The organism is Kitasatospora sp. NPDC056184 (assembly GCF_042268405.1).
In the GTDB taxonomy this organism is placed as follows: Bacteria; Actinomycetota; Actinomycetes; order Streptomycetales; family Streptomycetaceae; genus Kitasatospora.
Map to the genome: position 1 here is coordinate 1 of NZ_JBHJUI010000044.1, position 26,913 is coordinate 26,913.

Below are 26,913 nucleotides of genomic sequence, written 5' to 3' on the forward strand. Positions count from 1 at the left end.
GAGCGGGTATCCCGGCGGCAAGCCGCCGGGCAGGGAACGCCTCCGCTTCGCTTCGGCGGAATTCCCGCGCAAGCGCGGGAATTGAATTCCGCAAGCGGAATTCTATAGGCGGGGAAAACCCGCTTCGCTGGGTTTTCCTGGATTCCCGCAAGCGGGAATCTGATGGCTGACTGGGAGGGGTGGGTGCATCATGCGCGGCACTGTGTAGACCCAGGAATCCCATGCCACCCCCGGCCTCTCACGCTTCGTGACCTCACAGTCGGTCAAGGCCGGCACTCCCTGTCGAGCCCGGTGGACTCCGCTTCGCTCCGTCCACCCTGAATGCCCGTCACTGCCCACCTCCAGAACCCTTGCCACGGGATGAGTGTACCACTCGAAGCGTGGTTTCATGCCCGAAAACCGCCCGCATCACCTCGCAGGATGAACCTTCGGCAAGCCTGATGCATCATGGTGATGCACTGTGTAGAGTCAGTGTTGCAGTCACACCCCCGGCGTTCGACTCTCTTGCGGGTGTTGTGCGATCAAGGAAATCCCCTCCAGCATTCCACGAAGGGACGGGGCAATGCCCATCGAGTTGCGGGACCACCAGATCGAGGCGGTCGACGCGATCATTCGCGCGCTGGACGTCCCGCCGGGCGGGGTGATTCCGGCGCGCGGGCTGCGGGCGCAGATTCACGCGGCCTGCGGGACCGGGAAGACGTACATCTGCGCGGCGGCCGCGCGCCGGATGCTGCCACGCGGCCGAGTGCTCGTCCTGGTGCCGACGCTGGCCCTGCTCGGGCAGACGGTCAAGGCGTGGCGGGAGGTCGGGCATACGGGGCCGGCGGTCGCGGTGTGCTCGATGGAGGACGACGTCGAGCTGTGGTCGATGGACGTGCGGTGCACGACGAACCCGATCCGGCTGGCGATGTGGCACGGCTCGGGGCCGGTCACCATGTTCGCCACCTACAGCTCGCTGGGGGTGCTGGCGGAGGCCTTCGGGGGCGCCTACGGCAAGCGCCTGGACCCGCTGGACCTGGCGGTGGTCGACGAGGCGCACCGCACGTCGGGGAGCTTGGGGAAGGCGTGGGCGGACATCCATCACCAGGAGGTCATCCCGGCGGCCCGGCGGCTGTACGCGACGGCGACGCCGCGGATCTGGCAGGAGCGGCCGGCGCCGGCCTGGGGCCTGCGGGAGGGTGAGCGGTACGAGCGGATGCCGGAGGAGATGGCCGCGTCGATGGACGACGAGGCGATCTTCGGCCCGGTCGCGTGGAAGCTTCCGCTGTCCGAGGCGGTGAAGCGGGGCCTGCTCGCCCGGTACCAGATCATCGTCGTCGAACTGACCGACCCGGTCGTCACCCCGGAGAGGCTGATGAGCCCTGAGCGGCGCCAGGAGGAGATCCGCGGACAGCGGCTCGGCGCCCTCCAGGCCGCCATGCTGCGCACCATGGCGCAGCACCGGTTGCGGACGATGATCACGTTCCATCACCGGACGGTGGAGGCGAACGCGTTCGCGGAGGGGTTGCCGGCGATGGCGCGGCGGCTGCACGCGGCGGATCCGGAGACGTACCCGGAGCGGATCTGGGCGGGCTGGCTGAAGGGTGAGCATGCCGGGGAGCGGCGGGGGCGGGTGATCGGGGAGTTCGGGCGCAGCGCGTTGTGGTCGGTGTTGTGCAACTGCCGGGTGCTGGGTGAGGGGGTGGACATTCGGGCGGTGGACTCGGTGGCGCTGCTGGATCCGAAGGGGGCGCCGCATGACATCGTGCAGGCGATCGGGCGTGCTTTGCGGCAGCAGCCGAACGAGGGGAAGCTCGCCAGTCTGATCGTGCCCGTATTCCTGAAAGAGGGTGAGGCGCCGCAGGACATGTTCACCTCCGGGAGTTACCGGCCTTTGGTGAACGTTCTTCAGGCGCTGCGGGCTCACGATGAGGAGGCCGTTGAATTGCTGGCGATTCCTCAGGTCGAGCAGAAGAACGTGGTGGAGCCGTCCACGGATATCGGCCCGGCTCCTGAGGAGGGTGAGAAGGAAAGCCGGATGCTGCTGCATTTTTCGGCTCCGCGTGACCCGATGATGGTCGCGAACTGGGTGAGCTTCCAGGTGATCGACACGGAGCGGCAGGACTGGGCGAGGGGTTGGTCGGCGGCCGAGAAGTACTACAAGCGGGAGGGGCACTTGCGGGTGCCGTTCGACCATCGCGAGGCGACGAGGGCCGGGCTGGAGCCGCACCAGATGTACCCGCTGGGGCACTGGGTGAGCGAGCAGCGCAAGGCGTACGCGGCCGGGGAGATGGAGGGCAAGCGCGTCGAGCGGCTGGAGGCGCTGGGGATGGTGTGGGATCCGCTGGACGCGGCGTGGGAGGAGAACCTCGCCGCGTGCCGGGAGTACTACAAGGACCACCGCACCCTGGCGGCGCCGCGCACCGCGACGGCGTTGGACAAGCCGGTCGGGCAGTGGCTGTCCAACCAGCGCCGGCCCGGCGTCCTGGACGGCCGGCCGGACCGGGTGGAGGCGCTGGAGGAGATCGACCCGGATTGGAACCCGGCATGGCCGCTGGACTGGCAGCGCCACTACGCCGCCGTGCGCGAATGCGTCCAGGGCGGCGCCGAGCTGTCCGATCTCCTGCCCGGGGTCACGCTGCACGGGCTCGACGTCGGGCGGTGGCTGGAGCGCCAGCGCCAGCACATCGTGTGGCAGAGCCTGGTGGACGGGCAGCAGGGGCGCCTGGCCGCGCTCGGCATCGAGCCGCTCGAGGCCCCGGCCGGGCAGGACGGGGCGGTGGGTCGGAGGAAGACCGGCGCCGGGAAGCCGAGCGCCTTCGACCGCGGTCTGGCCGCACTCGCCCTGTACCGGGAACGCACCGGGACGGTGACCGTCCCGCGCCAGCATGTCGAGCCGGTCCCGGACGGCGACGGCGGCACCGTGGAGGTGAAGCTCGGGGTGTGGATCTCCAACACCAAGACCCGCCGGGCCAAGCTCACCGAGGCGCAGCTGGAGCAGCTCGCCGCGCTCGGCCTCGACTGGCGCTGACCTTGCCCGGCCCTCTTGCCCGCTGAAGGCTCTCCAGGGCGCCTGTACCCACCCGTGGCCGCCGTGTCCGAGGAACGCGACGGGCAGAGCCGTCTCCGCCTCTTCCAGCGGCCTTCCAGGGCCGCCCGCGCTCACTGCCCGCGGTCCAGGGCTCGGCGGAGGTCCCCGGAACACCGACAGATCGGCCCCGCCCGTGACCGGGCCGCTCTAATCTGCTGTCATGTCAGCTTGTTCAAAGGTCAGTTGGGCCGTCCTGCCGTCCCGGCCCCGGGCTCTGTCCGCCGCGCGCTGCGGGAGCCCGCGATGAAGCCGGGGCCCTGGGAACGGGGATCTCGCCGCCGGTGGCTGCGGCTCGCGTGGGGCGGCGCGGCGGTCCTGACGGCCACGTTGATGTACGTGGTGCTGCGGCCGGTCTGGAGCCGCACGCCCTCGCTCGCGGACCGGATCGCCTTCCTGAGTCTCGTGGTGGCGCTGGTGAGCCTGGTGGTCGGCCTGCGGGGGCTTCGCCGTCCGGTGGAGCGTGACACCGCGAACCAGTCCCGCGGCTGGGCCGCCGAACTGGCCAACCAGGTCAAGCAGGCCGAGAGCCGGCAAAGGCGGCAGCTGCTCGGCGGCGACACCCACCGCATCAACCTCACCTTCACCCTCCGCGCCGCACCGGCCCGGGCAGCGAACGCGCCCGGCGAGGGCCGGCTGTTCGACGGCACGCCCACCGTCCCGGACATCGCCGCCTACTGGCGCGCCACCCGCCCCCGCCGCCTCGTCGTCACCGGCGCCGCCGGCTCCGGCAAGACCGTACTGGCCCTGGAACTGATCCTCGCCCTCATCAAGGACCGCGACGCCGATGACCCCGTCCCGGTGCGCCTGTCACTCGCCTCGTGGGACACCCGCGTCCCGCTGTCCGACCTGCTCGTACGCCGGCTCGTCGAGGCCTACGGCTGGCCCGTCCACATGGCCACTGAACTCGTCCGCCACCACCGCGTCCTGCCGGTCCTGGACGGTCTGGACGAAATGGACCCCACCCTCCCCGACGGCACCCCCGCACCCGACGCCCACCGGGCGCTGGAGGCCCTGCGCGCCCTCAACGCGTACCAGGACGGGCGCGAGGCCGGGCCGCTCGTGCTGACCTGCCGCACCGCCCACTACGACGCCCTCGATGCGCGCGCCCGCCTGATCGACGCCGTCCCCCCGGCCGACGCCCACACCTACCTCTCTCAGCGCACCGTCGACCGCGACCGCTGGCAGCCCGTCCTCGACGCCCTGCGCGACGACCCCACCGGCCCGCTGGCCACCACCCTGTCCACCCCCTGGCGCCTGTGCCTGGCCGCCACCGTCTACGCCCGCGACCACGACCCCGCCGACCTCCTCGCCCACACCACCCCCGCCGACCTCGACGCCCACCTCCTGGACCGCTTCATCCTCGCCACCACCACCCTCCACCCCGGCCCCTACAGCGCCGCCGACACCCACCGCTGGCTCGCCCGCCTCGCCCACCACCTCGCCACCCACCCCGTCGCCGACGCACCGGCCGGACCCGGCACCGACCTCGCCCTCCACCAGCTCTGGCCGATGGCCGGCGCCACCCGGGTGAAGCTGATCGACGCAGCCCTGACAGCACTCGTGATGCTGAGCCCGATCATGCTGATGCTAGAGCCGAGCGGCATCAGCGAGGGGCCTGTCGCCAGAATCGTGACTGTCTGTGTGTACGCGGCGGTGGCGGCGCTGACGGTCTTCCTCACCGCGCGCTCCCGCACCGACCGGCCCGCAGGTACGGACCTGGCCGCCCTGCGGACGTCGGCCGGACGTCGCCACGTCCGCAGAGCCCTGCTGACCGGCCTGCTGGTGGGCGCCGCGTGCGCGGCGGTGATCTGGGCTGGGATCTGGGTTGCGATCTGGGCTACTACCGAGTTTGCCGACCGCGAAATTCTCGACTATAGCCCAATGCCCGGCGTAACCTCCTCGCTCGCGTTCGTCGGGGCCGCGGTGGGATTGACGCGGGGAATCGCGGTGGTGCTCAGAGTCCGCCCGGCCGCTGCCGTCGTTCCCCGCCGCGTCATCCGCGGAGAACTCGTTCTTGGCGCGGCGCTGGCCCTGGTGGCCGCGCTCACGGTCATGATCGGGTTCTTCCTGACCGTCACCGTCCACAACTATCTCGTCTATCCTCCGTCAGAGGGTTACGAGAACGACATCGCCGGCACGGCAGTGGCGGCCTTCTGTCTCGGATTGTTCGCAGGGCTCGGGGCGTGGCTCAGCAGAAGCGGCGCCCGGCGGTACCTGGTCTTTCTCCTGTGCTCCCGCGGACGACTGCCGCGCAGGCTCGGCGTCTTCCTCGACCACTGCTGCGACGCCGGACTGATGCGCATCTCCGGCTCCTCCTACCAGTTCCGCCACCGCGAACTGCAGCACTGGCTCGCCGCCCACCCGAACCCACCAACCGCCAGCACCGACCCTATCGCCACCCCGGCACACCACGCCTGACCGGCCAGGCCCGCGCTCCAGCGCCGGTCCAGGCCCAACCCGGGCGCACCCCGCGCCCCGCGCCGCCCCACCCACGCGCGGCCGGCACCAGCCGGACGCCGAAGAAGAAGAGGGCCCGCCGCAAGCGCCGAACCCGACCGACAACGACAACTGCCAACTACCAAGACCAAAAGAAGAAGAAGAGAGGGTTGTCGGGGTGGTGAGTTCCACCTTGACACCCACTCACCACCACCCCTGACCTGCGACTTCTACCGAATGCGGGGCGCAGCGGGCGGGTGGGTCGGCCGCCGGTTGGCGCACCGGTTGTCACCGCCTGTTGTCGGGCGGGTTAGTACTCCCGTTGTCGGATCGTGATCGCGGGGGTCCTTGGTGGTGAGAAATCCGGTGAGAGGCGTGGGCTTTCCTGCGGGTGTTCCGCCGCCATCGGGGCGACGGGCGCCGGCCTTCGAGGAGCCTCGTGATGGCTGCGCCGCCCGAGATCGACCACGCTGTGGTCGCCGCGCTGTTCCGGTTCCGGATGGCCACGGCCGAGCAGTTGCGTGTCCTGCATACCCCCGGCAGCGGGCCGGAGCTGATGCGTCGGCGTCTTCGTCGGCTGAAGGAGGAGGGCCTGGTCGAGGAGGTGATTCTCCCGCAGGCGGGGAAGCTGCGGGCCCGGTACCTGACCGGGCGGGGCGCGCGGATCGCCGCCTGTTTCCCGGAGCTGGAGGGCGTGGCCTCGCCGCCGCTGCCGGAGGACAAGACCGAGGCGCGGCTGCGGGTGGGGCATATCCTGGCCGTCACCCGCACCCAGGCCGCCTTCGTGGCCGGCGCCCGCGCGGCCGGTGACGAGTGCCGGCCGCTGGACTTCCTGCCGGAGGTCTACCACCGCTACGGCGAAGGCCCGGGCGGCGCCGTCATCGCCGACGGCCTGCTGCACTTCACGACCGGCGGACCGGACCGGGCGCTGCACCGGGCCTTCGTCGAGGTCGACCGCGCCACCATGGCCGGCGAGAAGCTCGCCGCCAAGCTGATCGGCTACGCCCGCTTCCACGACCACCGCCCGGTCCCGCCGCACCTGAGGCGCACCTCGCACGCCCTGAACGTCTCTGTCGGCCTGGCAGCAGCACTACACCGTCTTCCCGCGGCTGCTGTTCGTCCTCGCCGGCACCGGCGACACCGGCTTCGGCAACCGCTGCCGGCAACTGGAACTCACCGCCCGCAGCCACCAGGCCGCCACAATGCTGCAGGCCGTCCCGACCGGCGTCGCCAACCTGGAGGACCTGGAGGCCGACGGCCCGGGCGCCGACAACTGGTGGCCGCTCACCGACCTCGACAGCGGACCCGTGCCCTGGTCGGCACTCACCGGTACCAAGCCCGACCAGCGCTGACACCCACGCCCACCTTGATGCCCGCCCAAGGAGCTCCCGGGCGGGCATCAAAGTATCCACACCCGGCCCCACCAATGCTTTGACCTGCAAAATTATCGCGCCTTGCCGAGTACCAAGGTATCGGCAAGGCGGCCGGGGCGGCGGTCAAGGTAGATCGAGAATCGCCGATCCGGGCACCGGGGCGGGATGAGCAGAGCCAGGCCGGTGCCGGGGAATATGCCGGGATGCCGGGGCCTCACCCTGTATGCGGCCCCGGCAAGAGGGACTACTCCTCCGGCTGTTCGTTGTACATGGGGACCTGGAACGACTCGCCCGCCTGGATGGTGATGTCGTGTCCGGAGACGTTCTGGACGTTGAGCACCGCCTCCCCCTCGTTGGAGTCGCCGACGCCGGTGGTGACGAAGTAGGTGGGCGGGATCCGGCTCGAAGAGAAGGGATTATGCATGGCTGCTCCGTAGTCAGGTGCGGACGAGGAGCGCGGGGCCGCGCTCGTCTACCTGTAGCCCGATCGGCACGGGGGCAACCACGCACCGCAGCCGAACCGTCCGAACGAGCGCCGCAGACGCACACCAGTCCACCGGGTGCGGCCCTTGTCCGCGGGTGGAGGCCCCCCGCGCGCCAGGCCGATCGCAGTGCCGATAGTCGCTGCCAGCGCGTCGGCGCGGCCTCGGGAACCGCCGCGGCCCGCTCGCCGACGCTGACACCCACGCCGGCTCGATGCCCGCCCCAGGAGCTCCCAGGTCGGGCATCAAGGTATCCACACCCGGCCCCGCCAATGCTTTGACCTGCGATCTCTACCTGCGGCCAAGGTTCGCGGGGCCCCCACCTGTATTCGTCGCCCGACAGCCGGCGCCAGGCGGCCCGGGTGCCCGTGCAGGTGGATGGGCTGCAAACCGTCGTGGAACGGGCGGTACAACCGTGGCGCAGGCCACCGGGATCGTGCGGGGCGAGGAGCATCGTCGTCAGACGTCGTCTTCCTCGGCTTCCCAGTCGATGCTGCGGCGGTAGTCGGGGTGGTCCTTGTCCATCTGGACGGCAGCGTGGATGGGTAGTGGAAGCTGGGTGCGGTGTTCCCCTGCGAGTGGGTAGTTGCACAGCCGGGTGGCGGTGATCGCGTAGGTGGCCGGGTCGTGGTGGTCCGGGCAGTGCAGGACGGTGATCTCCGTGGTGTTGAGGGTGTACCAGGTCTCGGCCTGTTCCTCACCGTTCTGGGGGGACCATCGGCTGCGGTCACGTCCGGCCTTGGCGAAGTAGGTTTTCCCGTCCATCTGGTGAGGGCGGTTGGAGAGGACGAACGTCCGGTCGGTGCCCTCGAAACGGAAGAGGGAGTTGCTGGTCTTGTCACCCTCGGCGACAGTGTTGTCGGCGGCGACCTCTTCGAAGAAGGCAGGCAGCGGGAGGTCCGGGCCAGCGGCGGTGATACGGATGATGGCGCGCGGACGCCTGCCGTCGGGGAGGCTGATGCCGGGGAGGGCGGGCCTGCCCTTGATACGGCCAAGGTCATCTGGGGTGAGATCGAGGTTCTTGTTGGCCAGCAGCGGCCACAGCGAGCGGGTCCCTCGGCCGGAGATGTAGAGGATGTAGTCCTGCTGACCGAGCAGGGACAGTGCCTGATCGATGTGGCGGGGCAGGGCATCGTCCTGGCGGGAGCCGTCAGGCAGTGGGGCGCCTCGGTGGATGGTCTGGGCCGTTGCGTAGGGGAACCAGCCCGAGCGCTCGTTGTGGGCAGGCGGAATGTAGGCCCATGCTTCCCAGAAGTTGCCCCGGGGGATGAAGGCGACGAGGGTCCACATCAGCCTGGGCTGCTGCGCCGTGCGGTCCTTCCATTTGTCCCCGCGCTGAACGCGCAGGTGCAGGCCGACGTGGGCACAGCGGTCTTTGAGTCCGCCTCCGTAGGAAATGGCGCGCGTCAGCCGGGGTGGGACGAGGCCGGCGGCGCGCAGCATGTCGGCGATGGCATGGTGGCCGGGGTGGTCGGTGGCGAGTTCGGCGCCGAGGACGTCGAGGGGGTTGGTGGTTTCACGTGGGTTCTTCTTGGAGCGGCCGAGGGTGACGTTGGCGTTGAGGAACTGGGCGAGGACGCCTTGTTGGGCGAGGTGGCGGGAGACGTGCGGCTTGGCGTCGAGCGCATCGGGGTCGGTGGTCTGGCTTTCTGAGCGGTTGGCGGCGCGGCGGTCGCGGGACCACTGGCCGGCGTCGTAGGTGGTTTCGCACAGGGCGAGGACGCCGGTGTTCGGGGCGGCCAGGCCGGGGATCTGGGCGGTCAGTTCGGCACGGCGATGGTGGTCGCCGTGGGTGAGGAGTTCGGGTGCGTGGTGGATGAGGACTTCGATGTGTGTGTTGAGTTCGATGACGGTGTCCTCGGGCATGCCTGCGGCGAGGTCGGGGCGGTTGAAGTGGTAGGCGAGGAGGCGCTGCATGCGGGTGCGCTGTTCCTGGTGCACGTAGAGGGCGAGGAGGCGCAGCTTGGCGCACCCGGCGGCGGCGAGGATGCCGTGGAGGTCCGGGTCGTCCAGGAGTGCGGTGTCGCGGCCGTAGTCGGTTTTGCGGGCGCCGTAGGAGGCGGGTGCGGTGATCTTCCAGGCTTTGAGGAGCGGCTGGCCGAGTGCGGCGGCGAGGTGGTCGGCGAGGGCGGTGACGGTGTGGATTCCGGGGCCTTTGCCGATCGGGTAGCGGGTTGAGTACGGGATGAGTGCTCGGAGGATTCCGGGGGTGCCGGAGAGGTCCATGGCGCTGCGGGGGAGGAATTCTGTCTCGCCGTCCTTGCGGGGGAAGACGGTTTCGCTGCGGAGGCGGACCCAGGCGTCGAGTGCGAGGCGGCTGGTGTGGTCGAGGTGGGTGTGGTCGCCTTTGCCGCCGAGGTAGAGGGAGAGGAGCGGGGCGTTGGGGTCTTTGGGGGCGAGCCAGGCGGTGCGGGCGCTGCGGAGGGTGTTGCTGAGGCGCGAGACGCTGGGGTGGAGGACGGCCATGGGGCGGGGGATGCCGGGGAGAGACTTCATGGCGACGGTGACGCGCAGGGCCGCGTAGCGCAGGTCGGTCTTCCACTCATCGAGCGTGGCGGGGTCGAGGTTCTCGTCCTTGCCGGGACGGGCTGCGAACCAGCTACTGGACCAGAGCTGGTCCGGGTGCCAGACGAGGAGGTTGTTCTCGGTGTCCGGGCGGAGGTTGATCTCGCGGTCGTCGATTTTCAGGGGGGTGGCGGCCAGGCGGCGGGCAAGGTTGCAGCTGGTGGCTTCCCAGACCCAGGAGTCGGCGTCGACGGTTGTGCTGCCGATCGTCAGGTGGTCGAAGAGGGCGACGTGTTCGGGGTCGACGGAGGCGATGAGATCGGCGAGTTCGCTGGGGTGGTCGATGCTGATCTGCTCGGCGTGCTCGGCCCGTGTGGTCAAAAGCGCCTGTTGCCAGAGCACGATGGCCGCGCGCAGCTGGGCCGGGGAGACCTTGCGGGAGAGGGCGAGGAAGCGGGGCGGGTGGTCCTTGCTGGTGGGGTAGAGGGAGGCGCTGGTGTGTGCGCTGGCGCGCAGCACCATGAGCAGGCCGTCGTAGGGCAGGTTGCCTCGGGAGCCGGTGGTGAAGCGGTACTGGTCGCGGAGGTCTTTCCATACGTTCTCGATCTTGTCGGGGAGGCGGTAGAGCCACACCGTGCCCATGAGGTCGGGGGTGAGGGGGCAGGCGAGCAGGGACATGCGGGTGCCGGTGTCAGGCGTACTCACGGAGGGTGTCCTTGTCGTCCTGTGTGGGGGCGGGAAGCAGGGTGACTTGGTTCGGGAGCAGGTCGGGGCTGTGGGCGAGGTCGAGCCAGGCGGTGAGGGTGGAGCCGTAGATGCGTTGCAGCATCTGCTGCTGCTCAGGGGGGAGGTTGGCGTAGTAGGTGCGCAGGATCGAGGGGAAGTCGCAGCCGACGCCGGTGTTGAAGATCGCGTGGTCGACGAGGTAGAGCTCGACGGGGGTGCCGCCGCGGCGGGCTCGTCCGGCAAGTTGGATCAGTTCGACGAGGATTCCGGCGAGGACTTCGGCTTTGAGGAAGCGCGGCATGCGGGAGAAGCGGGGGTCGGTGCGCAGGAGCAGGTTCTTGCGGGAGCGGGCCGCGCGGCGCTGCTCTTTGAGCATGGCGGCGGGGTCTGGGCCGGGGGTTGCGGCGGCAGTGCCGGCAGCGTTGATGCTGGCGTAGAAGTCGCTTGGCGAGTGGAGCTGGGTGACGGGCCGTACGCCGACCCAGACGGAGGCGAGGGCGGAAAGGTCCGTGTCGGGGATGAGGATGTTGAGGCCGCGTGAGACCAGGGACAGAGGGGCGCAGACGACTTTGACTCGTGGGTGGAGGCGTGGCAGGTCTTCGAGTTCGTCGATGGTCAGCAGGATGATGCCGGGCGGGAGGGGAATGTCGGTGGGCGGGTGGTTCTTGTCCCGGACGACGACGGCGACCCATTCGGGGTGCTGGCAGGCCTTGGCGGTTCCGGCGGCGAGGATCCGGCCGTGGCGGTAGGAGTTGCCGGCGAGGAGGGCGAGTTCGCGCTGGGGGTCGTTGCGTGCCAGATTCGCCAGGTGGGCGGCGAGGTGTTCCTGCCAGAGGCGTTCGGCCAGGCGCCGGATCTCGCCGGGCTTGAGGTGTTCTTCCAGGCCGCCGATGCTGATGGGTTGCCAGGTGTCGGGGCTGGCGGAGACGTGGCCGGCGTGGGCGCTGACGGCTCCGGGGGCGGCGTCGGTCATCACGTAGGCGGGAAGGGTGTGGATGTGCTGTCGGGCCGCGCCGGGGAAGAAGGCTGTGGCGGACAGGCCGAGGACCGCGCGTCTGGTGCCGGCGGTGGCGAGGGCGACGGTGTCGCCGAGGTGGACAGTGCCTGTGTGCGGGTCGCCGGACATGGCCTGGTAGGACAGGCTGCCGCCGGTACGGCCCTGGTCGAATTTGAATCCGCACAGTTGGGAGCCCAGGGCGCCGAACGGCAGGGGCGCGGTGTCGGTGAGGGTGCTCATGGCGCGGAGCAGGTCGCCGGCGGCGGGGAGTTGAGCAGCCAGTGAGCGTACTGCCCATTTCAGGTCGTGCAGGGCGGCTTGGAGGCTGCCGAGCCAGGTGCGGACCAGCAGGTCGTTGACGACTTCGGGGATCTGGTGGGCGGGGAGGCGGAAGGTGGTGCCGCGCAGAATGCGGGCCATCTCGAACTTGATGACGGACAATTTGCGGGCCTTGCCGCGGCCGTCGACGGCCCGCGTCAGCAGGGCGGCCAGGTTGTCCCAGCCCTCGGGCGGTCTTCCCGTTCGGTCACTGGGGAACAGGGCCAGGTAGCTTTGGTGCACCTCGTCGGGGATCTCGGTGTCGTCGGGGAGGTTCAGCAGTGCGCGGCACAGGTCGGCGTCCTTCATTCCGGGCAGGTACCAGCCCGATCCGGGCCGGTTGTTGCGTTCCTGGGCGCTGTCGAGCCACAGCTTCTTCTCAAGGAGGTTGTCGAGGAGGGTCTCGGCGAGTTCACGGGCTTTCAGCAGGGCGGGGGTGAGGGGCAGGTTGGACAGCGAGGACAGGTTGCGCTCGCCGCGCTGGCGGTCGACCTCGGCCAGGCGGCCCCCGTGCCCGCTGTTGCCGCGTGAGGCGAGCAGGAAGGTGGTGGCCCCGGTCTCGCACCACTTGTGCTGGAAGGAGTCGATCTCATCGATGATCACGATGCGGCAGCGGCGCAGCAGGAATTCCAGGACGCTCATCTCGCGGACGGTGCGGAGGCCGTCGATTCTGACGGGGGTCCTGACCCGTCCGCGGAGCAGGTTGTGGTGGTTGGTGATGATCACGTCGGCCTGGGCCGCGCGCCGTACGTGGTCGAAGCGGCCGCAGATGGCCATTCTGGGGCAGGTGTGGCGGCCGGTGGGTGTGTTGCGGTCGGGGGGTCCGGCCCACTGGAGCTGGTCGCACGGGGGTCGGGCGGGGTCGACGGGGGGCCCGTCGACCTGCCAGCCGGTCATCTCGCATCCGGCGGCGAGGCTCTCGAAGCGGTCGGACCGGTCCTGGGAGTAGGCGAGGGCGGCCTGTTCGCGTTGGCGTGACGGGGCGACCCATACGGTCACTTGCAGAGGGGCGCCGGTGTCGCGCCGTGCGGTGTGCTGCAGGGCGACGGCGGTGGCTTCGGCGAGGGCGTCGTCGGCGGCGATCTGCTCGGCGCTCCCGAGGCCTTCGCGGATGGTGCCCACCACAACCAGGACCGGGCCTTGCCCGGCTCGGGCGAGGATCAGGGCCGCATCCCGCATCAGGACGCTCTTGCCGACTCCGGTCGGGGCGTTGAGGAGGCTCAGGATGCCGGCGGGCAGGGTCAGGGTGGCGACGTCACGGCCGAAGGCGTCGGTGAGTTTGGTGAAGAAGCCTCTTATCAGGCCGGGCTTCCAGCCGAAGCGGTCGGGCATGGCCTGGGCCTGTTCCTGGACGAACTCGAGGACGGCAGAGCTGGGCAGGTCGGCCTGGGCGAGGAAGGGGGCGGTGGTGAGCGCGATGGGTGTGGTGGGTGTGTGCTTTTCGCTGGCGGGGATCTCCGCTGTGGACTCGCCGTCCGGGCCGAACGACCACAGGCCCGGTGCGGTGCTGGGCAGCGGGGTGTCCATCACCTCGCGGTAGGCCTCGGCCTCGTTGATCAGGCGGGCAGCGAGGGCCAGGGGTTCCTGGCTGTGCCGTACCTGGACCCAACGGACGTCGTCGGTGCTCGTGCCGTCGGGGACGGCGAACAACGCGGTCGGCTCGACGGCGTACTCCAGCGCGGCGTCGGAGAACGCCTCACACTGGGCGAGGTCCGTCTCTTCCTCGATGGCCTGCCACAGGCGGCCGAACAGGCCGTGGACTTCCTGCGGCAGTGCGGGCCAGCGCTCCCACCGGTCGGCCCGGCGGGCAGCGAAGACGTGTGCCTGGTCGAGCGGTACACCGGTCGCCCCGGTGGGGGCGGTGAAGGAGAAATACTCCTGGGCCAGCGCGAGAACAGCCGCAACGGCACAGGCCCGCATGGCCTCGCATTCTGCGGAGCGGTTCATGAAGTGACTCCTTCGGCGCTGCCGAGAGCGCACCACCGGCGGACCTCACGCAGTAGCTCCCTGTCGGTGGCCACCCGCAGGTCCGGGCAGTGGGCGAGCTGTTCGCGCAGCACCTGTGTCTCGGCTCTCTGCCGATGGGGAACCATGATGATCAGCGGGCCGTCGCCAGGCAGTGGCGGGCGTTTCAGGAGTGCGTCGCCCAGGGCCGGAAGTGACTGCCAGGCCTTCGCGTCGATCCTCCACTCCTTCGCCACCAGGGGGTGGAGGGCTGTGACGTGGAGGTCGTAGGCGTCACCGCCGGGATACAGCACGATGAGCAAGTCCTTGGTCCTGGCGAGCTCGTCTCGGAATCCGACCTCCATCTGCCCGGGCAGAGTGAAGAAGCGCCAGACCGGGCGCGACACGGCCAGGTGGCCTCCGGCGGCGGGGAACCCCGAGACGGGCGGCGAGTTCCTCCCGATGCCCTCGAGGTGCGGCATGCCGGCGCCCCGCCCGGGGCGGCAGGCGTAGCCGACACCGTCTGCGGAGTGTGCGTCGCAGGACAACACCACAACTCCGCCGGGGTCTTGCTGGGCGCGCATCGGCCAGCGGCAGCGTGGGCACGGGAAGCACCACCCGGCCACGTTGCACCACGGCCATGACGCGACCGGCTCGAAGAGGGCGAAGCGCCCCCACAGTCCGCCCCAGGCATCAAGGAGCCCGTCCAGATCGCCGCACGGGTGGGTGGCCAGCAACACCCGCACCCGCTCGTAGTCCTCAGGCTGCAGGCGGCGGATCTCCTCGAACAGGCGCTGTTCTTCCTGCTCCGCCCTGATCTGGGCCCACGGCCAGTATCCCTCCAACGCCTGACGGGGTACAAGGTGCTCGCGGCCCAGGTCCTCCACCTCCCCGCGCAGCAGGCCCTGCTCGTCGATCAGCACCATGGCCGCGAAGGCTTCGCGGCCGTCACTGTCGGCGGGCAGGAGTGCGCTGATGCCCTCGCGCAGCCCGCGCCGCAGGGCCCGCATGTCCAGGGTCGCCGCCACCGAAGCGGGGTGGGCCGAGCGCAGCAGCCCGAGGCAGTCCATCAGCCGTCCGGCCCGCCGCAGGGGGTCTTCTTCGAGATCGGTCTCGGCGATCGCCGCCGCACAGCATGCGGTCAGCGCCAGATCCCGCCGTTCGCGGCTGGTGTCACGTTCCTTGACAGCCATGAGGGAGTGTTACCAGCCTCCACCAAGATACTCCGTATACGGTGCTGTCGTGGACGCAGAAACCGCTCAAACGGACCATCGGTACACACCGCCCGGACACCACACCCCTTCCCTCGAACGGATCAAGCCCTGGATTTGGGCCGAGGCCAGCGCCATCGCATCGCCGACTGACGGCCATCCCTGGGTGGGAAAGTGGCTGTGGTTCGTACCTCTGAGCCAGATCGACGACGCCTGGGCCGGTATCCGAGCCGCCGTGGAGAGCAACCGGCTCAGTTTCGCGGCGAAGGCGGGCACCCTGGCCAACCACCGCGGCTCCACGGACGACACCCGCCGCCCGATCTGCATCTACACCCCCGACTGGCGCGACATCCCCGAGGTCGAGCGCGTCCTTACCCGCCTGCGGGCCATGGGCATCAAGGACACCCTGCGGTACAAGAGGGACACCGACACTGTCAACGGCCGCTACGGACCCGGCGCCGCCTCCTACATCTGCCCGGCAGGCACCACCGCCCTCGTTGTCTCGCACCGCACCCGCCAGGCACTCGACCACTACCAGCAGGCCCGCGCCCAGGCCCGCCGCGCCGCGGAGAAGCGCCGCGCCCTCAAACCCCAGTAATGCCCCGCAGGGCCGCCGCCGCGGCAATACGGATCGCTGTCCTTGGATGCCTGGGCGCTGGGACCGCATGTGGCCGACATTGCACAGTAGCGGAAGTCGGCGGCGTCGTGGAGGGACTGGATGCAGGTCATGGCCTGCTGGTAGGCCAGGGTCTCCGCTCTGTCCTCGTCGCTGGCGTCCACCTCGCGCTCGCCGTCCATCAGGTCGGCGACATCCCTCGCGTCGACCCGGTAGCCCTCGATGGTGTTCGAGGCCGCGATGGCACTGGCGGTGAGGGCCTTGCGTAGGTCGAGAGTCCTTTTCATGGGGCCTGCTGCACGGCGTGCCGCAGCCGGTCGTGAGGGAGAGTCGATCTGCTCCAGGACCCGGCGGTCGACGGGCTGGAGGCGGGGCGTCTGATACAGCATGAACCGATGACGCCCAGCTCCTATCATTCAATCGATCCAAGGGCTCGCCGACCAGAGGGCCGCCCCTGCCCCGCCGCGCCTGCGGGAAACAGCCCGAGACCGCCAGGAGGAGCCGCCCCGGGGCACCTGGCGGACAGGGGCGCGGATCCCGACCACGGCGGCGCCCGCGGGGCCGCAGGACGGAACCGAACGCGGGACGACCCGTGCCGCGGCGGCCCGTCGGCCTACCGAAGGCCGGGCCCCTGGGAGGAGATTCGGGCCCGCAGGAACCGGCCTGCCACCGGGCGCTCCGCCGTCCCGAGCAGGCCCCGCCTTCCGAGCCGGACCGGGGGCGGCGGCCCGCGAGCATCCGCGGCGGGCGAAACCGCAGGCGCCGACGGGATACGGGGGCTCTCACGGCCGCCTGATCGTCGCCGTCGGAGCCGGCGCCCACCGGCCCCGCCACCGCAGCTACAGACCTAGAAGCGTTCGGGGTCGACGTAGGGGCGGAGAAAGGGTTCGTCGCCGGACGCCTTGCCGGCAGTCCGGGTGTCGGCACGCTGGTAGAGGGCGGCCGAGCGCGCGGCGACGACCTCGGCGTGCTGGTGGGCTCCCGCGGCTTCGAGTTCCCGGGCGAACGAGGCCAGGCATTCCGCCGCCGCGGCCGAGGCGCCCGCCCCCTCGTAAAGGGCCACCGCTCGGTCCACCGCTTCCGCGGCCTCTTCCCAGTACCCTTCGGCCGCCATGCCACGACCGAAGGCGACCAGCACCGCGGCGCCCTTCCCCCAGTCGCCTGCGGCCTGGTGGCGTGCCACCTCCCGCTCGACACCGTTGTCGATCCACAGCGTCTCACCCCGCTCCGTCGTCCGATAACGGGCGAGGCGTGAGGCCGCCGACCGAACGGCCTCGCTTCGTCGTACCTCCTGTCGCGTTCCGGGCTTCGCCGAATCCTCCGCCCGGGTCGTCCGACGCGAAGGCCGCCCGGCAGTCTCCATCGTCTGGACGCTGCCGCGGATACGGCCCAGCCAAGACCAGTTCCCGGCACCCGGCACCCCGGCGACAGCCTGCTGCCTCCCGACACCGCCGACGGCGGATGCAGCCGTGCCCGCCGCTTCCCGCGGGTCGCCGTCGACGGGTGGGGGCTCGGTACGGCCCCCGTTCCGAGCGCGCAGGTGCGCGATCTCCGCCGCGCTCTGTCGCGCCCGGTCCTCGGCTTCGGCCTGGTTCTGCTGTGCACGGCGGAGGGCTTGCCTGAGGTAGGAGGCTTCGTCCCGGTGGCGTGCTTCGGCCTGCTCTTCGGCCCGCTCCAGCCGCAGTTCGGCCTCCACCTGGCGGGCCTCGGCCTCGCTCGCCCGTTCCCGGGCCGAGGCCAGCGCGTGTTCGAGCTGGGCGATGTAGGCGTTCAGCCTGTCGTGTTCCGCCTGCGTCCGCTCGCTGTGTTCCCTGGCCCGGTCGAGCTCGATGCCGTGCTGGGCGCTCTGGACGTGCAGATCGTGAACGGCGCGACGTGCCTCGAGTTCACCACGGCGGACCTGTGCCTGTGCTTCCTCGAGTGCCGCCTCCAGCATGCGGACCGTGCGCACCGCCGCCTCCGCCCGGAGGTGGGCGACGTTGACCTGGTCCCGCAGGCCCTGCAGTTCGGCGGTCCGCGGTGCCGCGTGGCTCTGCGCCTCGCGGTGGACACGCCGGACCGCCTCGCGGGCTTCGACGGACATCGGTGTGCCTGAGTGCAGTTCCACGTCGTCCATCAACCGTTCGACGAAGTCCGCACTGGGCAGCTCCAGTCCGCTGAAGTAACGCGAGAGCGTGGAGGTGCTGCGGTGGAGGCTCGCCGCGTAGGCCGTCATCGACGTCTCCAGCTGCCCGGCGAGCAGGCGCAGCGCCTCGGCCAGTTCCCGGACGACCAGGGCGAGATCGTCGGCGAGCTCGCTGGCGAAGACGATCTTTCTGCGTCTGCGCCGCCCCGGCCCGGCGGCCGACGGGGCCGGCAGCCGGGCGCCCGTCGCAGTCAGGTCGTGTCCGACGGACCCGCCTGCTGCCGGGCCCTGTTCCTCGTTGTTCACGTCGCTATCCCCTCCCGCCCCCATTGTTGCGCCTTCCCCGCAACGTGTTGGCGCTTCCCCGCAAGGTGTTGCTGCTTACCCCAACGACCCGGCCGCGGCCACAGTCGGTAGCGCAGCCACGGACGAAGAGCCGTACGAGAGCGAAGGGTTGACGATGCACCATCGGACAAGAAGGACGGTCCTCGGCGCTCAGACGGGCAGGGGAGGATCTCCTGCCCGCCTGCTCGCCCGAGCCGGCCTGGTCGGCACCGGATCGGTTCTGGCGGCCATGGGCCATGCCCCCTGGTGGGCCGTCGTACTTGGGGTTGCCGCCTCGTCCGTGCAGGTCCTCGCGGCGACCGCCCTGGGGATGCTGCAGAGCCTCACACCCCAGGACTCGAGCGACCGGCGCCGGGTGTGGGAACTGGCACTCGCCAAACGCGCGGCCCGACCCTCCGTACCCGCAGGCGCACCGCAGAGCACCGGGACGGCCCCGGGGAGCAGTGCGGCCCGACCTCCGGTACTCCCGTAGGCGCTCCCCGGCTCGGCGGCGTCCGGTTCCCCTCGCGGCGGATCCCGGTGATCCGGCTGGCGGCGTGATGCACCCGGCCGCCGGGGCGGTGGCCGGTGGGGCGCTCGGGTCGACGCCGGGGAGCGCACGACCGTGGTGTCGAGGCGGTTCGACGGCGTCCTCGGCCGGGGCCGGGCATCTGTGCCTCGGCCTCGGCCGGCGGCCGGAGCAGCGGTGCGGCGTGGTTGTCCGGCCGCCGTCCGGGGCCCTGTCCAGGGCGTCAGTCGTGGATCTCCCAGGCCCTCTGCGGTAGCCAGTGGGGGAGGTCGTCGAGCGCTTCGGCGGGGTAGAACACCGGTCGGGTCAGGAGGCGGTCGCCCTCCCGTTGGACGTTGGTCACGACGCCGAGGGACTTCGAGGAGGGCACGCCCGCGCTCATGTAGGCGAGCTCGTCGGGCCGGTCTCGGCGCGCTCGCACATCCACTGTTCCAGCGCGGAAGGCGCCCGGCCGACAAGCGCGGTGCCGTCGGCAGCGACCTGCGGTCCGCACAGCGCGTCGACCGCGATACCGGACAGCCGGCCTCCCGGTGGTAGAGATGCAGGCCGAACCCCCGGCACCGGCCCTCCGAGACCCTCCATGTGTCGTTGCCGGGCCCGCCGGCCCACGTACGGTGCTCGCTGTCCTTGGTGGCACCAAGCAGGGCCTGCGTCACCTCGGCCGCGGTCCTCCCGAAGCGCAGCGGTCCCGCCGCAGTGAACGGTTCCAGCGCCCACCGCACACGCTCCTCGTCCGGTCGGACATGCCACGGAAGGCAGCGTGCCCGGATGGGTTGCTTCGCTACGGACGCACCGGTGGCGACCGCCACTCCGCCCGTCAGGCGTTCGTCGAGTCCGACCGCGCCACCATGGACGGCACCCGGCTGGCCGCCAGGCTGAACGCTTCCGACTGGCGTGCAGCAGGACACCACCCAGGCCCAGGGGCGAGGGCGCTCCGCTCTAGGTGTTCTGACCTGACAGGTTGGGAACGCGGCTGGCGGGCGGCTTGCCTGAGAGTGCGGTGTGTCCGCGGTGGTGATTGTAGGTGTGGAGCCAGTCGGCGTAGGCATCGCGGCGTTCCTGTTCGGTGCGGTAGGGCCTGGCGTAGGCCCACTCGTCGAGCAGGGTGCGGTTGAAGCGTTCGACCTTGCCGTTGGTCTGCGGGCGGTAGGGGCGGGTGCGTTTGTGCGTGATGCCCTCGGCGGCGAGGGCATCACGCCAGGCATGTGACGTGTAGCAGGCCCCGTTGTCGGTCAGCACGCGCTGGACGGTGATCCCGGCCCGGGTGAAGAAGGCGTTCGCGCAGGTCCAGAACGCGGCGGCGGTCTCCTTGCGTTCGTCGGGCAGGATCTCGCTGTAGGCGAGGCGGGAGTGGTCGTCGACGGCGTTGTGCAGGTAGCTGTAGCCGGCTTTGGACCGATTCTTGCGGCCTGCTGCGCGGCCCAGGCTCTTGTGGCCGCCTCCGTCGGGGATGTTGCCGAGCTTCTTGATGTCGACGTGGACCAGCTCGCCCGGTGCGGCGCGTTCGTAGCGCCGCACCGGGCGGGCGGTGGCGCGGTCGAGGTGGGACAGGCGGGCGAGGCGATAGCGGACCAGGACCCGGTGGACGGTGGCCGGGTTGAGGCGGAGCAGGTAGGCGATGCGGGCCGGCCCCCAGCGGCGCAGGACACGGACCTTGATGATCCGCCGCTCGGTGCGGGCCGGCAGGCGACGCGGGCTGCGGCGCGGACGCGAGGAGCGGTCGGCCATGCCGTCCTCGCCCAGCGTTCTGTAGCGGTCGGCCCAGCGCTTCGCGGTGGTCGGTGAGACCTGGAAGCGCTTGGCGGCCCGCCGCAGCGGCCAGCCGTCCTCGACCACGCAGCGGGCCAGGCGCAGGCGTCCGGTCTCGGTCAGCGGTGCGTTACGGTGTGGCATGAGGGCCTTTCTGGGAGCCGGTGCAGATGTCGCAATCCACACCGAGCCAGAAGGCCCTCACTCATTTCAAGACCACCACTCCGTGAACCCCGTCACCAACCTCCATGGTCAGAACATCTAGGGACGCCGCCACCCGCGGTTCCCAGACCTGCTGGTCGTCCTCGCCGACACCGGCCGGGCCGGCTTCGCCAACCGCGCCAACAGCCTGGAGCGCGTCGTACTTGCGGGGTGTCACTGCTCGGCGCGTGGTCGGGTGAGTCCGGCTCCGATCTTGGTCAGCATCTGGCCGAGGAGGTGAAGGGCGCGTGCCCGTGTCGGCGCTCCGCGTGCTGTTCCCGTCCAGTAGGCGTCGGTGAGCTGCTCGGTCGCCGTGAGGATCCGGTCGTCGTCCTGGGAGGCCAGCACGAGAACGAACCGCACGTAGTCGCCGATGTCGGTGCCCTGGGGGTGCTGGTTCGTGAAGCCTTGCAGGCGCGGGGCCAGGGCGGGCAGGGTGCGGTCCGTGGGGAAGACGACGGCGAGGCCGGCGAGGGCCAGCCGAACCGCGGGGCATTCGGCCGGCCAACGGTTCAGCAGATCCGGGGTGTGGTCCTGGACCGTGCCGCGGGCCCGGGCCTCGCTGTCGGGGTCGGCGTGTCGCGGGATGGTCGGCCAGGTCTCGGCAAGACGGCGCTCGGCGACGGTGGCAGCCCTGAACAGCAGGTCGACGGCTTGGAACCGGTGCCGGGCGGGAATCCGGTCGTCGACGGCGAGGACCGCGAGCAGGACGAGGCCGTCAGCGGTGGCGGGCCGGCAGGTGTCCTGGTGGAGGATCTCGTCGTAGAAGTCGCCGAGGAAGCTCCCTCGTCCCAGGAGGGGTCGGCCCCGGCGCCGAACAGCATCCCCGCCTGGGACGGCCTGCTGCCCGGCAGGCGCTCGGCGATGACGTCCCGGAAGAGCCGCCGGATCGGCGGACCGGAAGCGATCGCGTCGTGCCGGGTCTGCTCGGGTTCGGCGTGCGTGTCCATGGCCGGCGCAGCCTACTGGAGCGTCTCGGGCCGACGCCCGACGCCTGGGCGGGAGTTGGCAGGTCGTCGGCCCGACGTTTGCAGCGATCAGCCGGCCTTGGCGGGTGCTTCGGCCCGCGCCCGGGTCGAAGCGAGGCGGTAGGAGTCGGTGCCGGTCTCGATGACAGTTCCGTTGAAGGTCAGGCGATCCACGATGGCCGGCGAGCAGAAGGGCCGGACGGCCTCGGCGTCTGCTGTACCGGTTCAGAAGGGAAGGCTCTCACACGACTGCACTGACCAGTTCTCCTCCGCTTCCCGGTAGCGCTCCCGCGCCGGCGGCAGCGGGTCGCAGGCCGCCGAGCAGTAGCCGGGGCGGAACGCCGGGTAGGCGCCGGCGGCAAAGCCGTCGTCGATCCAGCTCAGATCCCGGTGGCATGCGGCGCAGCCGTCCGCCGCTTCCCGAAGCCGTTGTCCTTCCCGCCGGCCCGTCTCCCACAGCCGCAGGCGCTCACGGTCCATGGCATGGCGGGTGCGCAGGATGTCCGCGTACTCGGCGGGGACGTCCTGCTGTTCCATCGCGTCGGGGTCGTCGAAGGCCGCGGTCACGATCGCCTCGGCCACCATCTTCCCTGCCGCCGCCGTGACAGCGGCTTTCATCAGCTCCTCGACGGGCCGGCCGGGGCTGCTGCACTCCGGTTCGCCCGGCGCGTGGCACGTTCTGGCCCAGGCCCGTACGTTCCTCACCAGTGAGTACAGGTCCAGGGCGGACAAGTGCGGTGCACACCGGGGGATTTCGGCGTCCAGGATCCCGTCCTCACAGCCCGGGTGCCGGCACAGTTCCGTGAAGCCGCCGTCGGCCAGGCCCAGGGCGAAACGGCGCTCCCGGTACACCACCAGCACCCTGTCCAGGCCGATGGCCTCGGCCCGCAGTTCGGCGTCCATGCCGGTCGCGGACGCGGACAGCGAGCCGGCCAGTGCAAGTACCGCGGGGTGCGGCACGGCCGTGCCCAACAGCGCGGACGCGGAGGAGGGGGGCGGGTTCCATTCGTCCTGGGGACCCCAGCGGCTCTCCCATGCCGGGGGAACCGTCGCGTCTCCTGTGGCGACGTCCACCAAGAGCTCCTTCAGTGTGAACACCACCGCGTTCCCCGCGCTGGCCGTGTCGCCCGTCATGTCCTGACCCATGTCGCAGTTCCTTCCGCTGTCGGCCGCCCCGCGGCCAACTGTGGCCGGGGCACCGCACGTTGCACGCGCGAACGCTAGCGCGGGCGCCCGGTTCCGTGCCAGCGCCACGCCCAGTCCACCGGCATGCTCCCCCTTCGGCCGGCCACGCGCCGCACTGGGCCTGCCGTGCGGCCGCACGGCCGCGGGGGCCGGGACAGCGCCGGCTCAGGTGGCCCGGAAGCGTGCGCCGCGTCGGCCGGTGAGTCTGTGCGGATCTGCGGTGCTGTCGGGCGCGGCCGTACCCGCGCGAGACGGAACTCCACCAGGTCGCCGTAGCCGTACCGTCAGGCCCCGGCGCTGCCGCCTTCCCCTCGCCGCTGTCCCCTCCCCCGGCCTGCAAGACCCCGATCCCCGCCCGAACGATGTGCGTGCCAGTGCCACCGTCCGCGAGGGGACGCTTCTGCCACTCCTTCTCGATGACCCGCGTACCCGCCCCCACTGCCCACGTCGCATGACCGGTGGTGCGGCGCCGGCGGCCAGCCGTCGTGTCACCGGGATCCCGTAGGGTCTGTACCAACCCGGGGTCCGGGGGCGGAGAGAAGGACAGCGGTGTCGGAGCAGGCGGGGCGGTACAACTACGAGCGGCTCGGCGAGAAGCCGTTCCAGCAGCTGTGCAACGCCCTTCTGGCGCATTGCTTCCCGGACATGCGGTGCTACCCCGTCGGCCACAGCGACGGCGGACGCGACGGCGTCCTGCCCCGGGACGGCAAGCCCGCCACGATCTTCCAGGTGAAGTGGACCAGCAAGCCGTTGAAGGACCCGGTCGCATGGCTGACCCGCACAATCAAGGAGGAACGGGCGAGCATCGAGCGTCTGGTATCCGGCGGAGCCCGGCAGTACTACGTGCTGACGTCGCTCGAGGGAACCGCGGTACCCAGGCGCGGCACGATGGACCGGCTCGATGAACAGCTCTCGGCGTACTCGCAGGAGTTCGGCGTCGAGATGAAGGTCTGGTGGCGGGCGGACATCGACGCCCGGGTCGACAGCGCCCCCGACGCGCTCAAATGGGCGTTCTCCGAGATGCTGGCCGGCCACGATCTGGTGCGCTACCTCATCGAGGGAGCGCAGGCCGCGTCCTACGACCACCGGCTGCGGACGCTGGTGATGAAGGTTCTCGCGACGCAGTGGGAGGAGGACGCGAAGGTCAAGTTCAAGCAGGCCGAACTCACCTCCCACGACCTCGCCGCACTGTTCGTCGACGTGGAGGCGGTCCGCGCGGCACAGGCGCTGTCGACACGCGCGCTGCGGTCGCCGGACCTGCAGGCGAAGAGCGTCGGCGGCGCAGCGAGGTACCTGTTGGCCGCCCGTCAGCCGTTCACACTGGTTCGTGGCGAGCCCGGCCAGGGTAAGTCGACGCTCGGACAGTACCTGTGCCAGGTTCACCGTGCCGCTTTCCTCAAGAAGCAGGCGGGGCTGGAAGGCCTGCCTGTGGGGACGGCCCCGCGTGTGCCGTTGCGGGTCGACCTGAAGGACTACGCGGCCTGGCTCGACGGCGGTGACCCATTGGAGGAGAGCCTGCCCTCCGCCGGCCGCAGGACGCCGCGACGCAAGGCGTCGTTGGAGGAGTTCCTGGCCTATCTGCTGAGGGCCCGCAGCGGCGGGCTGGAGGCCGACGTCACGACAGTGAACGACATCACCCAGCGCCTGCCCCTGCTCGTAGTCCTGGACGGCCTGGACGAGGTCGCGCACGCCGGGACACGGGCCCTGGTGGTGAAGCACATCGACGACTTCACCGCCCGCCTGCAGCACAGCGTCGTGGTCCCCCAGATCGTCGTGACGACTCGCCCGAACGCCGCCGCACTGGCCGAGCCCTCGCCGGAGAAGTACGAGACCATCGCCCTGTCCCACCTCAAACCCGACCTGCGCATCGCGTACCTGCGCAAGTGGGCCGCCGCCCGGTCGGTGGCGGGTCGCGACCGGCGCGAGCTGGAGCGCACCTTCCACCAGCGCTCGGCCGAGCCCCATATAGACCAGCTCGCGGACAACCCGCTGCAGCTGACGATCCTGCTGTACCTGCTGCACAAGCGCGGCAACTCCGTGCCCGCCAACCGGACCGAGCTCTACAGCTCCTACATGGAGACCTTCCTGGACCGTGAGGCGGAGAAGAGCCCCCAGGTCGAGGAGCACCGCAAGGACCTGGAGGAGGTCACCGCCTTCCTGGGGTGGCTGCTGCAGGCGGAGGCGGAGAAGAGCAGCGGGAACGGCCGGATCGGATTCAGGGAACTGAAGCGCTCCATCCTCACCTACCTGTTCGACGCGCGGAAGAACACGGACCTGGTGCCGTCCCTGTTCACCGCGGTGACGGACCGTGTGTGGGCGCTGACCAGCAAGATCCAGGGTACGTTCGAATTCGATGTGCAACCGCTGCGAGAGTACTTCGCCGCCCGCTACCTGTACGAGTACGCGGGCGCGGACCAGCGCAGGTTCGACACCTCCCAGGTGCTGCGGCACCTGGTGCGGCGCCCGTACTGGACGAACGCCGCCCGCTTCTACGCCGGGTTCGCGCGTGCCAACGAACTCGCCGGGCTGGTCGAGGCGCTGGAGGACGAGAAGGACTCCCGCCTGCAGCCTCTGCAGGTGCTGACGGCTACGTGGGCGCTGCTGGCGGACGGTGTCTTCAGCAGCCGACCGCGGTCCCAGCAGCGGGCCGCGGAGCTGTTCCTGGACGACCTGAGCGTGGTTTTGCTCAGCATCCAGATGCGCGACCACCACAACCTGCCGACCCTCGCCCCGGACCGTGGGGGGCGGGAGCTGGCGGCCGCCCTGCTCTCGGCTGTCGACGAGGATCCGGAATCGGTGATGGCCCACGACCGGGTCAGGGTGGCGTCCCGGCTCCTGAAGGACTCCCCGGAATTCACGGCATGGTGGCTGACACGCCTGCGCGCGGCGGCCGACAGACCGGGTGAAGCAGTGTGGCTTGCCCTGGCGGCAACCGCCCAGGCCGGGAACCACCTCACTCCCGGGGCCGTCCCGTCCCTCGCGCTTGAGGGCATCTCCTGCGCGGCCGACGCCGTCACAGCAGGCCTGGCGCCCGCGCAAGGCTCCGCGGCGGAGCAGCGCATGGTGGCCGCGGTCCTGGCCGGGCACTGCTCCGATTCCTCGCCCCTCGGCACAAGCCCCGCGGCTGATCTGCTACGCGTTCTGGCCCCGCAGCACTTCCTCCACAAGGCCGCGCCGTCCGACAAGAGCTACCTGTTCCACCGGGCCGGGACCCACCAGGACCTCACCGTGTCGGCAACCCAGCGGCGGGCGGCCTGGCAGCGCCTGGTCCGGTGGGACTCCCGGCTGGGCTCGGTACGTGAGGCCGCCAAGGGCGGCCTGGGCCAACGCCGGACCACTGCGCTGTGGGGCAACACCGCCCAAGCTGTCGGCGCCGTCTTCGGGCCGTGCTGGCTCGCCGCGGAGGCCGCCGTCATCGGCGCGGCCGCCCCCTGGACGTCTTCGTCACCGGCGGCAACACGGTCAAGGGGGCCCGGGCCCTGGGTCCGGACGCCGACTACGGTCTGCTCCTTCAGGAGATCCGACGTCACCGCCTCGACGGCTCCTGGTGGGAGCAGCAGTACAAGGACCACCCTGACCCGTTGTCACGGGCGACCTGGGTACTGGCCCTGACGGCGGCCGCCGACCCGTCCGTGGTCTCGGAACAGATCGACCTGCTCGACGCCGCTGTCGCCGTCCTGCCGCAGGACGTGCTGCGCCGGGTCGAGGAGGTGAGCGCGCCTACGGCGTTGCTGCTCGCCTATCACGACCCAGACCGGACCAGGCCCACGTTGGAGCGGCTCGGCGAGCCGGCCCTGGTGACGATGGCGCGCTACGGAGGCGCCTCTTGGCCGGCTGTCTCGGTGCTGACGGCACGGATGCTGCGAGCCCCCTCTCCTGCACGGCTGGAGGCGTTGCGGGCCTGCGGCCCCTCGGTGCCCTCAGCGCACATGACCGCCCACGACTTCCAACCTCTCACCCCGTCCGCCGCCGCGTTGTTCCGGCACATGGTCGACCGCCCTGCCGAGTACCCGCGGGAGTGGGTGTGGGGAGCCCAGGAAGTCCTGGCAGGCCCGATCACCGTCGGCCAAGGACACTCCTCCCAGCCCTTCCTCGCGGACATCGCCGCCCAGGAACGGTGGTTCTTCTCCGCTTGACCCTTGAGCAGGGGTCGG

16 protein-coding genes and 2 pseudogenes are annotated in these 26,913 nt (G+C 70.7%); 8 read left to right on the top strand and 10 right to left on the bottom strand.

Annotated elements, in window-relative coordinates:
• Positions 1–562 precede the first annotated feature (562 nt).
• The 4 genes and pseudogenes from ACFC0B_RS39685 (at position 563) to ACFC0B_RS39700 (ending at position 6,858) form a co-directional block, all read left to right on the top strand.
• Positions 563–3,010: a Helicase associated domain protein gene (locus tag ACFC0B_RS39685; protein ID WP_376097957.1), complete on the top strand. Its 2,448-nt coding sequence runs from the start codon at positions 563–565 to the stop codon at positions 3,008–3,010.
• A 303-nt stretch (positions 3,011–3,313) separates the two neighbouring features.
• Positions 3,314–5,488, top strand: a complete 2,175-nt coding sequence (locus ACFC0B_RS39690) for an NACHT domain-containing protein (RefSeq protein ID WP_376097960.1) — start codon at positions 3,314–3,316, stop codon at positions 5,486–5,488.
• A 517-nt stretch (positions 5,489–6,005) separates the two neighbouring features.
• Positions 6,006–6,473: pseudogene (locus tag ACFC0B_RS39695) on the top strand (replication-relaxation family protein); the annotation flags it as partial.
• Positions 6,474–6,708: 235 nt separating this feature from the next.
• Positions 6,709–6,858, top strand: coding sequence for a hypothetical protein (locus ACFC0B_RS39700; protein WP_376098038.1), 150 nt, complete (start codon positions 6,709–6,711; stop codon positions 6,856–6,858).
• Positions 6,859–7,123: 265 nt separating this feature from the next.
• Here the strand turns inward: ACFC0B_RS39700 and ACFC0B_RS39705 are convergent, their stop codons facing one another.
• The 4 genes from ACFC0B_RS39705 to ACFC0B_RS39720 all read right to left on the bottom strand — a co-directional run bounded on the left by ACFC0B_RS39705 (position 7,124) and on the right by ACFC0B_RS39720 (position 15,044).
• The gene (locus ACFC0B_RS39705) at positions 7,124–7,303 is read right to left on the bottom strand and encodes a hypothetical protein (RefSeq protein ID WP_376097963.1); all 180 of its coding nucleotides are present in this window, start codon (positions 7,301–7,303) and stop codon (positions 7,124–7,126) included.
• A 517-nt stretch (positions 7,304–7,820) separates the two neighbouring features.
• Positions 7,821–10,571 carry an RNaseH domain-containing protein gene (locus tag ACFC0B_RS39710; protein ID WP_376097966.1) on the bottom strand — a complete coding sequence of 917 codons (2,751 nt, stop codon included), beginning with the start codon at positions 10,569–10,571 and terminating at the stop codon, positions 7,821–7,823.
• Positions 10,558–13,854 carry a hypothetical protein gene (locus ACFC0B_RS39715; protein WP_376097969.1) on the bottom strand — a complete coding sequence of 1,099 codons (3,297 nt, stop codon included), beginning with the start codon at positions 13,852–13,854 and terminating at the stop codon, positions 10,558–10,560. Before ACFC0B_RS39715 ends, ACFC0B_RS39710 begins: the two co-directional genes overlap by 14 nt.
• Positions 13,851–15,044: a hypothetical protein gene (locus ACFC0B_RS39720; protein WP_376097972.1), complete on the bottom strand. Its 1,194-nt coding sequence runs from the start codon at positions 15,042–15,044 to the stop codon at positions 13,851–13,853. The genes ACFC0B_RS39715 and ACFC0B_RS39720 overlap by 4 nt, the downstream gene beginning before the upstream one ends.
• Before the next feature lie 184 nt (positions 15,045–15,228).
• Between ACFC0B_RS39720 and ACFC0B_RS39725 the strand changes: the two genes are divergently transcribed.
• Positions 15,229–15,660, top strand: a complete 432-nt coding sequence (locus ACFC0B_RS39725) for a putative phosphothreonine lyase domain-containg protein (protein ID WP_376097975.1) — start codon at positions 15,229–15,231, stop codon at positions 15,658–15,660.
• Here the strand turns inward: ACFC0B_RS39725 and ACFC0B_RS39730 are convergent.
• The 4 genes from ACFC0B_RS39730 to ACFC0B_RS39745 all read right to left on the bottom strand — a co-directional run bounded on the left by ACFC0B_RS39730 (position 15,594) and on the right by ACFC0B_RS39745 (position 20,549).
• A complete protein-coding gene (locus ACFC0B_RS39730) occupies positions 15,594–16,067 on the bottom strand; it encodes a hypothetical protein (RefSeq protein ID WP_376097978.1) in 474 nt (157 codons plus the stop codon). The two genes, ACFC0B_RS39725 and ACFC0B_RS39730, sit on opposite strands and share 67 nt — an antisense overlap.
• A 458-nt stretch (positions 16,068–16,525) precedes the next feature.
• On the bottom strand, positions 16,526–18,109 hold the full coding sequence (locus ACFC0B_RS39735; RefSeq protein WP_376097981.1) for a hypothetical protein: 1,584 nt from the start codon (positions 18,107–18,109) through the stop codon (positions 16,526–16,528).
• Positions 18,110–18,879: 770 nt separating this feature from the next.
• The gene (locus tag ACFC0B_RS39740) at positions 18,880–19,077 is read right to left on the bottom strand and encodes a hypothetical protein (RefSeq protein ID WP_376097984.1); all 198 of its coding nucleotides are present in this window, start codon (positions 19,075–19,077) and stop codon (positions 18,880–18,882) included.
• A gap of 518 nt (positions 19,078–19,595) precedes the next feature.
• The gene (locus ACFC0B_RS39745) at positions 19,596–20,549 is read right to left on the bottom strand and encodes an IS481 family transposase (protein WP_376097987.1); all 954 of its coding nucleotides are present in this window, start codon (positions 20,547–20,549) and stop codon (positions 19,596–19,598) included.
• A gap of 228 nt (positions 20,550–20,777) precedes the next feature.
• Between ACFC0B_RS39745 and ACFC0B_RS39750 the strand changes: the two genes are divergently transcribed.
• Complete coding sequence (locus tag ACFC0B_RS39750; protein WP_376097990.1) at positions 20,778–21,698, top strand: hypothetical protein; 921 nt, start codon at positions 20,778–20,780, stop codon at positions 21,696–21,698.
• Here ACFC0B_RS39750 and ACFC0B_RS39755 read toward each other — a convergent pair.
• Positions 21,644–21,769 (bottom strand): annotated as a pseudogene (locus tag ACFC0B_RS39755) (AAA family ATPase); the annotation flags it as partial. The gene ACFC0B_RS39750 and the pseudogene ACFC0B_RS39755 overlap by 55 nt on opposite strands.
• A 30-nt stretch (positions 21,770–21,799) precedes the next feature.
• Positions 21,800–22,720, bottom strand: a complete 921-nt coding sequence (locus tag ACFC0B_RS39760; protein WP_376097993.1) for a hypothetical protein — start codon at positions 22,718–22,720, stop codon at positions 21,800–21,802.
• A 588-nt stretch (positions 22,721–23,308) separates the two neighbouring features.
• Between ACFC0B_RS39760 and ACFC0B_RS39765 the strand changes: the two genes are divergently transcribed.
• Complete coding sequence (locus ACFC0B_RS39765; protein WP_376097996.1) at positions 23,309–26,371, top strand: NACHT domain-containing protein; 3,063 nt, start codon at positions 23,309–23,311, stop codon at positions 26,369–26,371.
• The gene (locus ACFC0B_RS39770; RefSeq protein ID WP_376097999.1) at positions 26,341–26,895 is read left to right on the top strand and encodes a hypothetical protein; all 555 of its coding nucleotides are present in this window, start codon (positions 26,341–26,343) and stop codon (positions 26,893–26,895) included. The genes ACFC0B_RS39765 and ACFC0B_RS39770 overlap by 31 nt, the downstream gene beginning before the upstream one ends.
• Positions 26,896–26,913 lie beyond the last annotated feature (18 nt).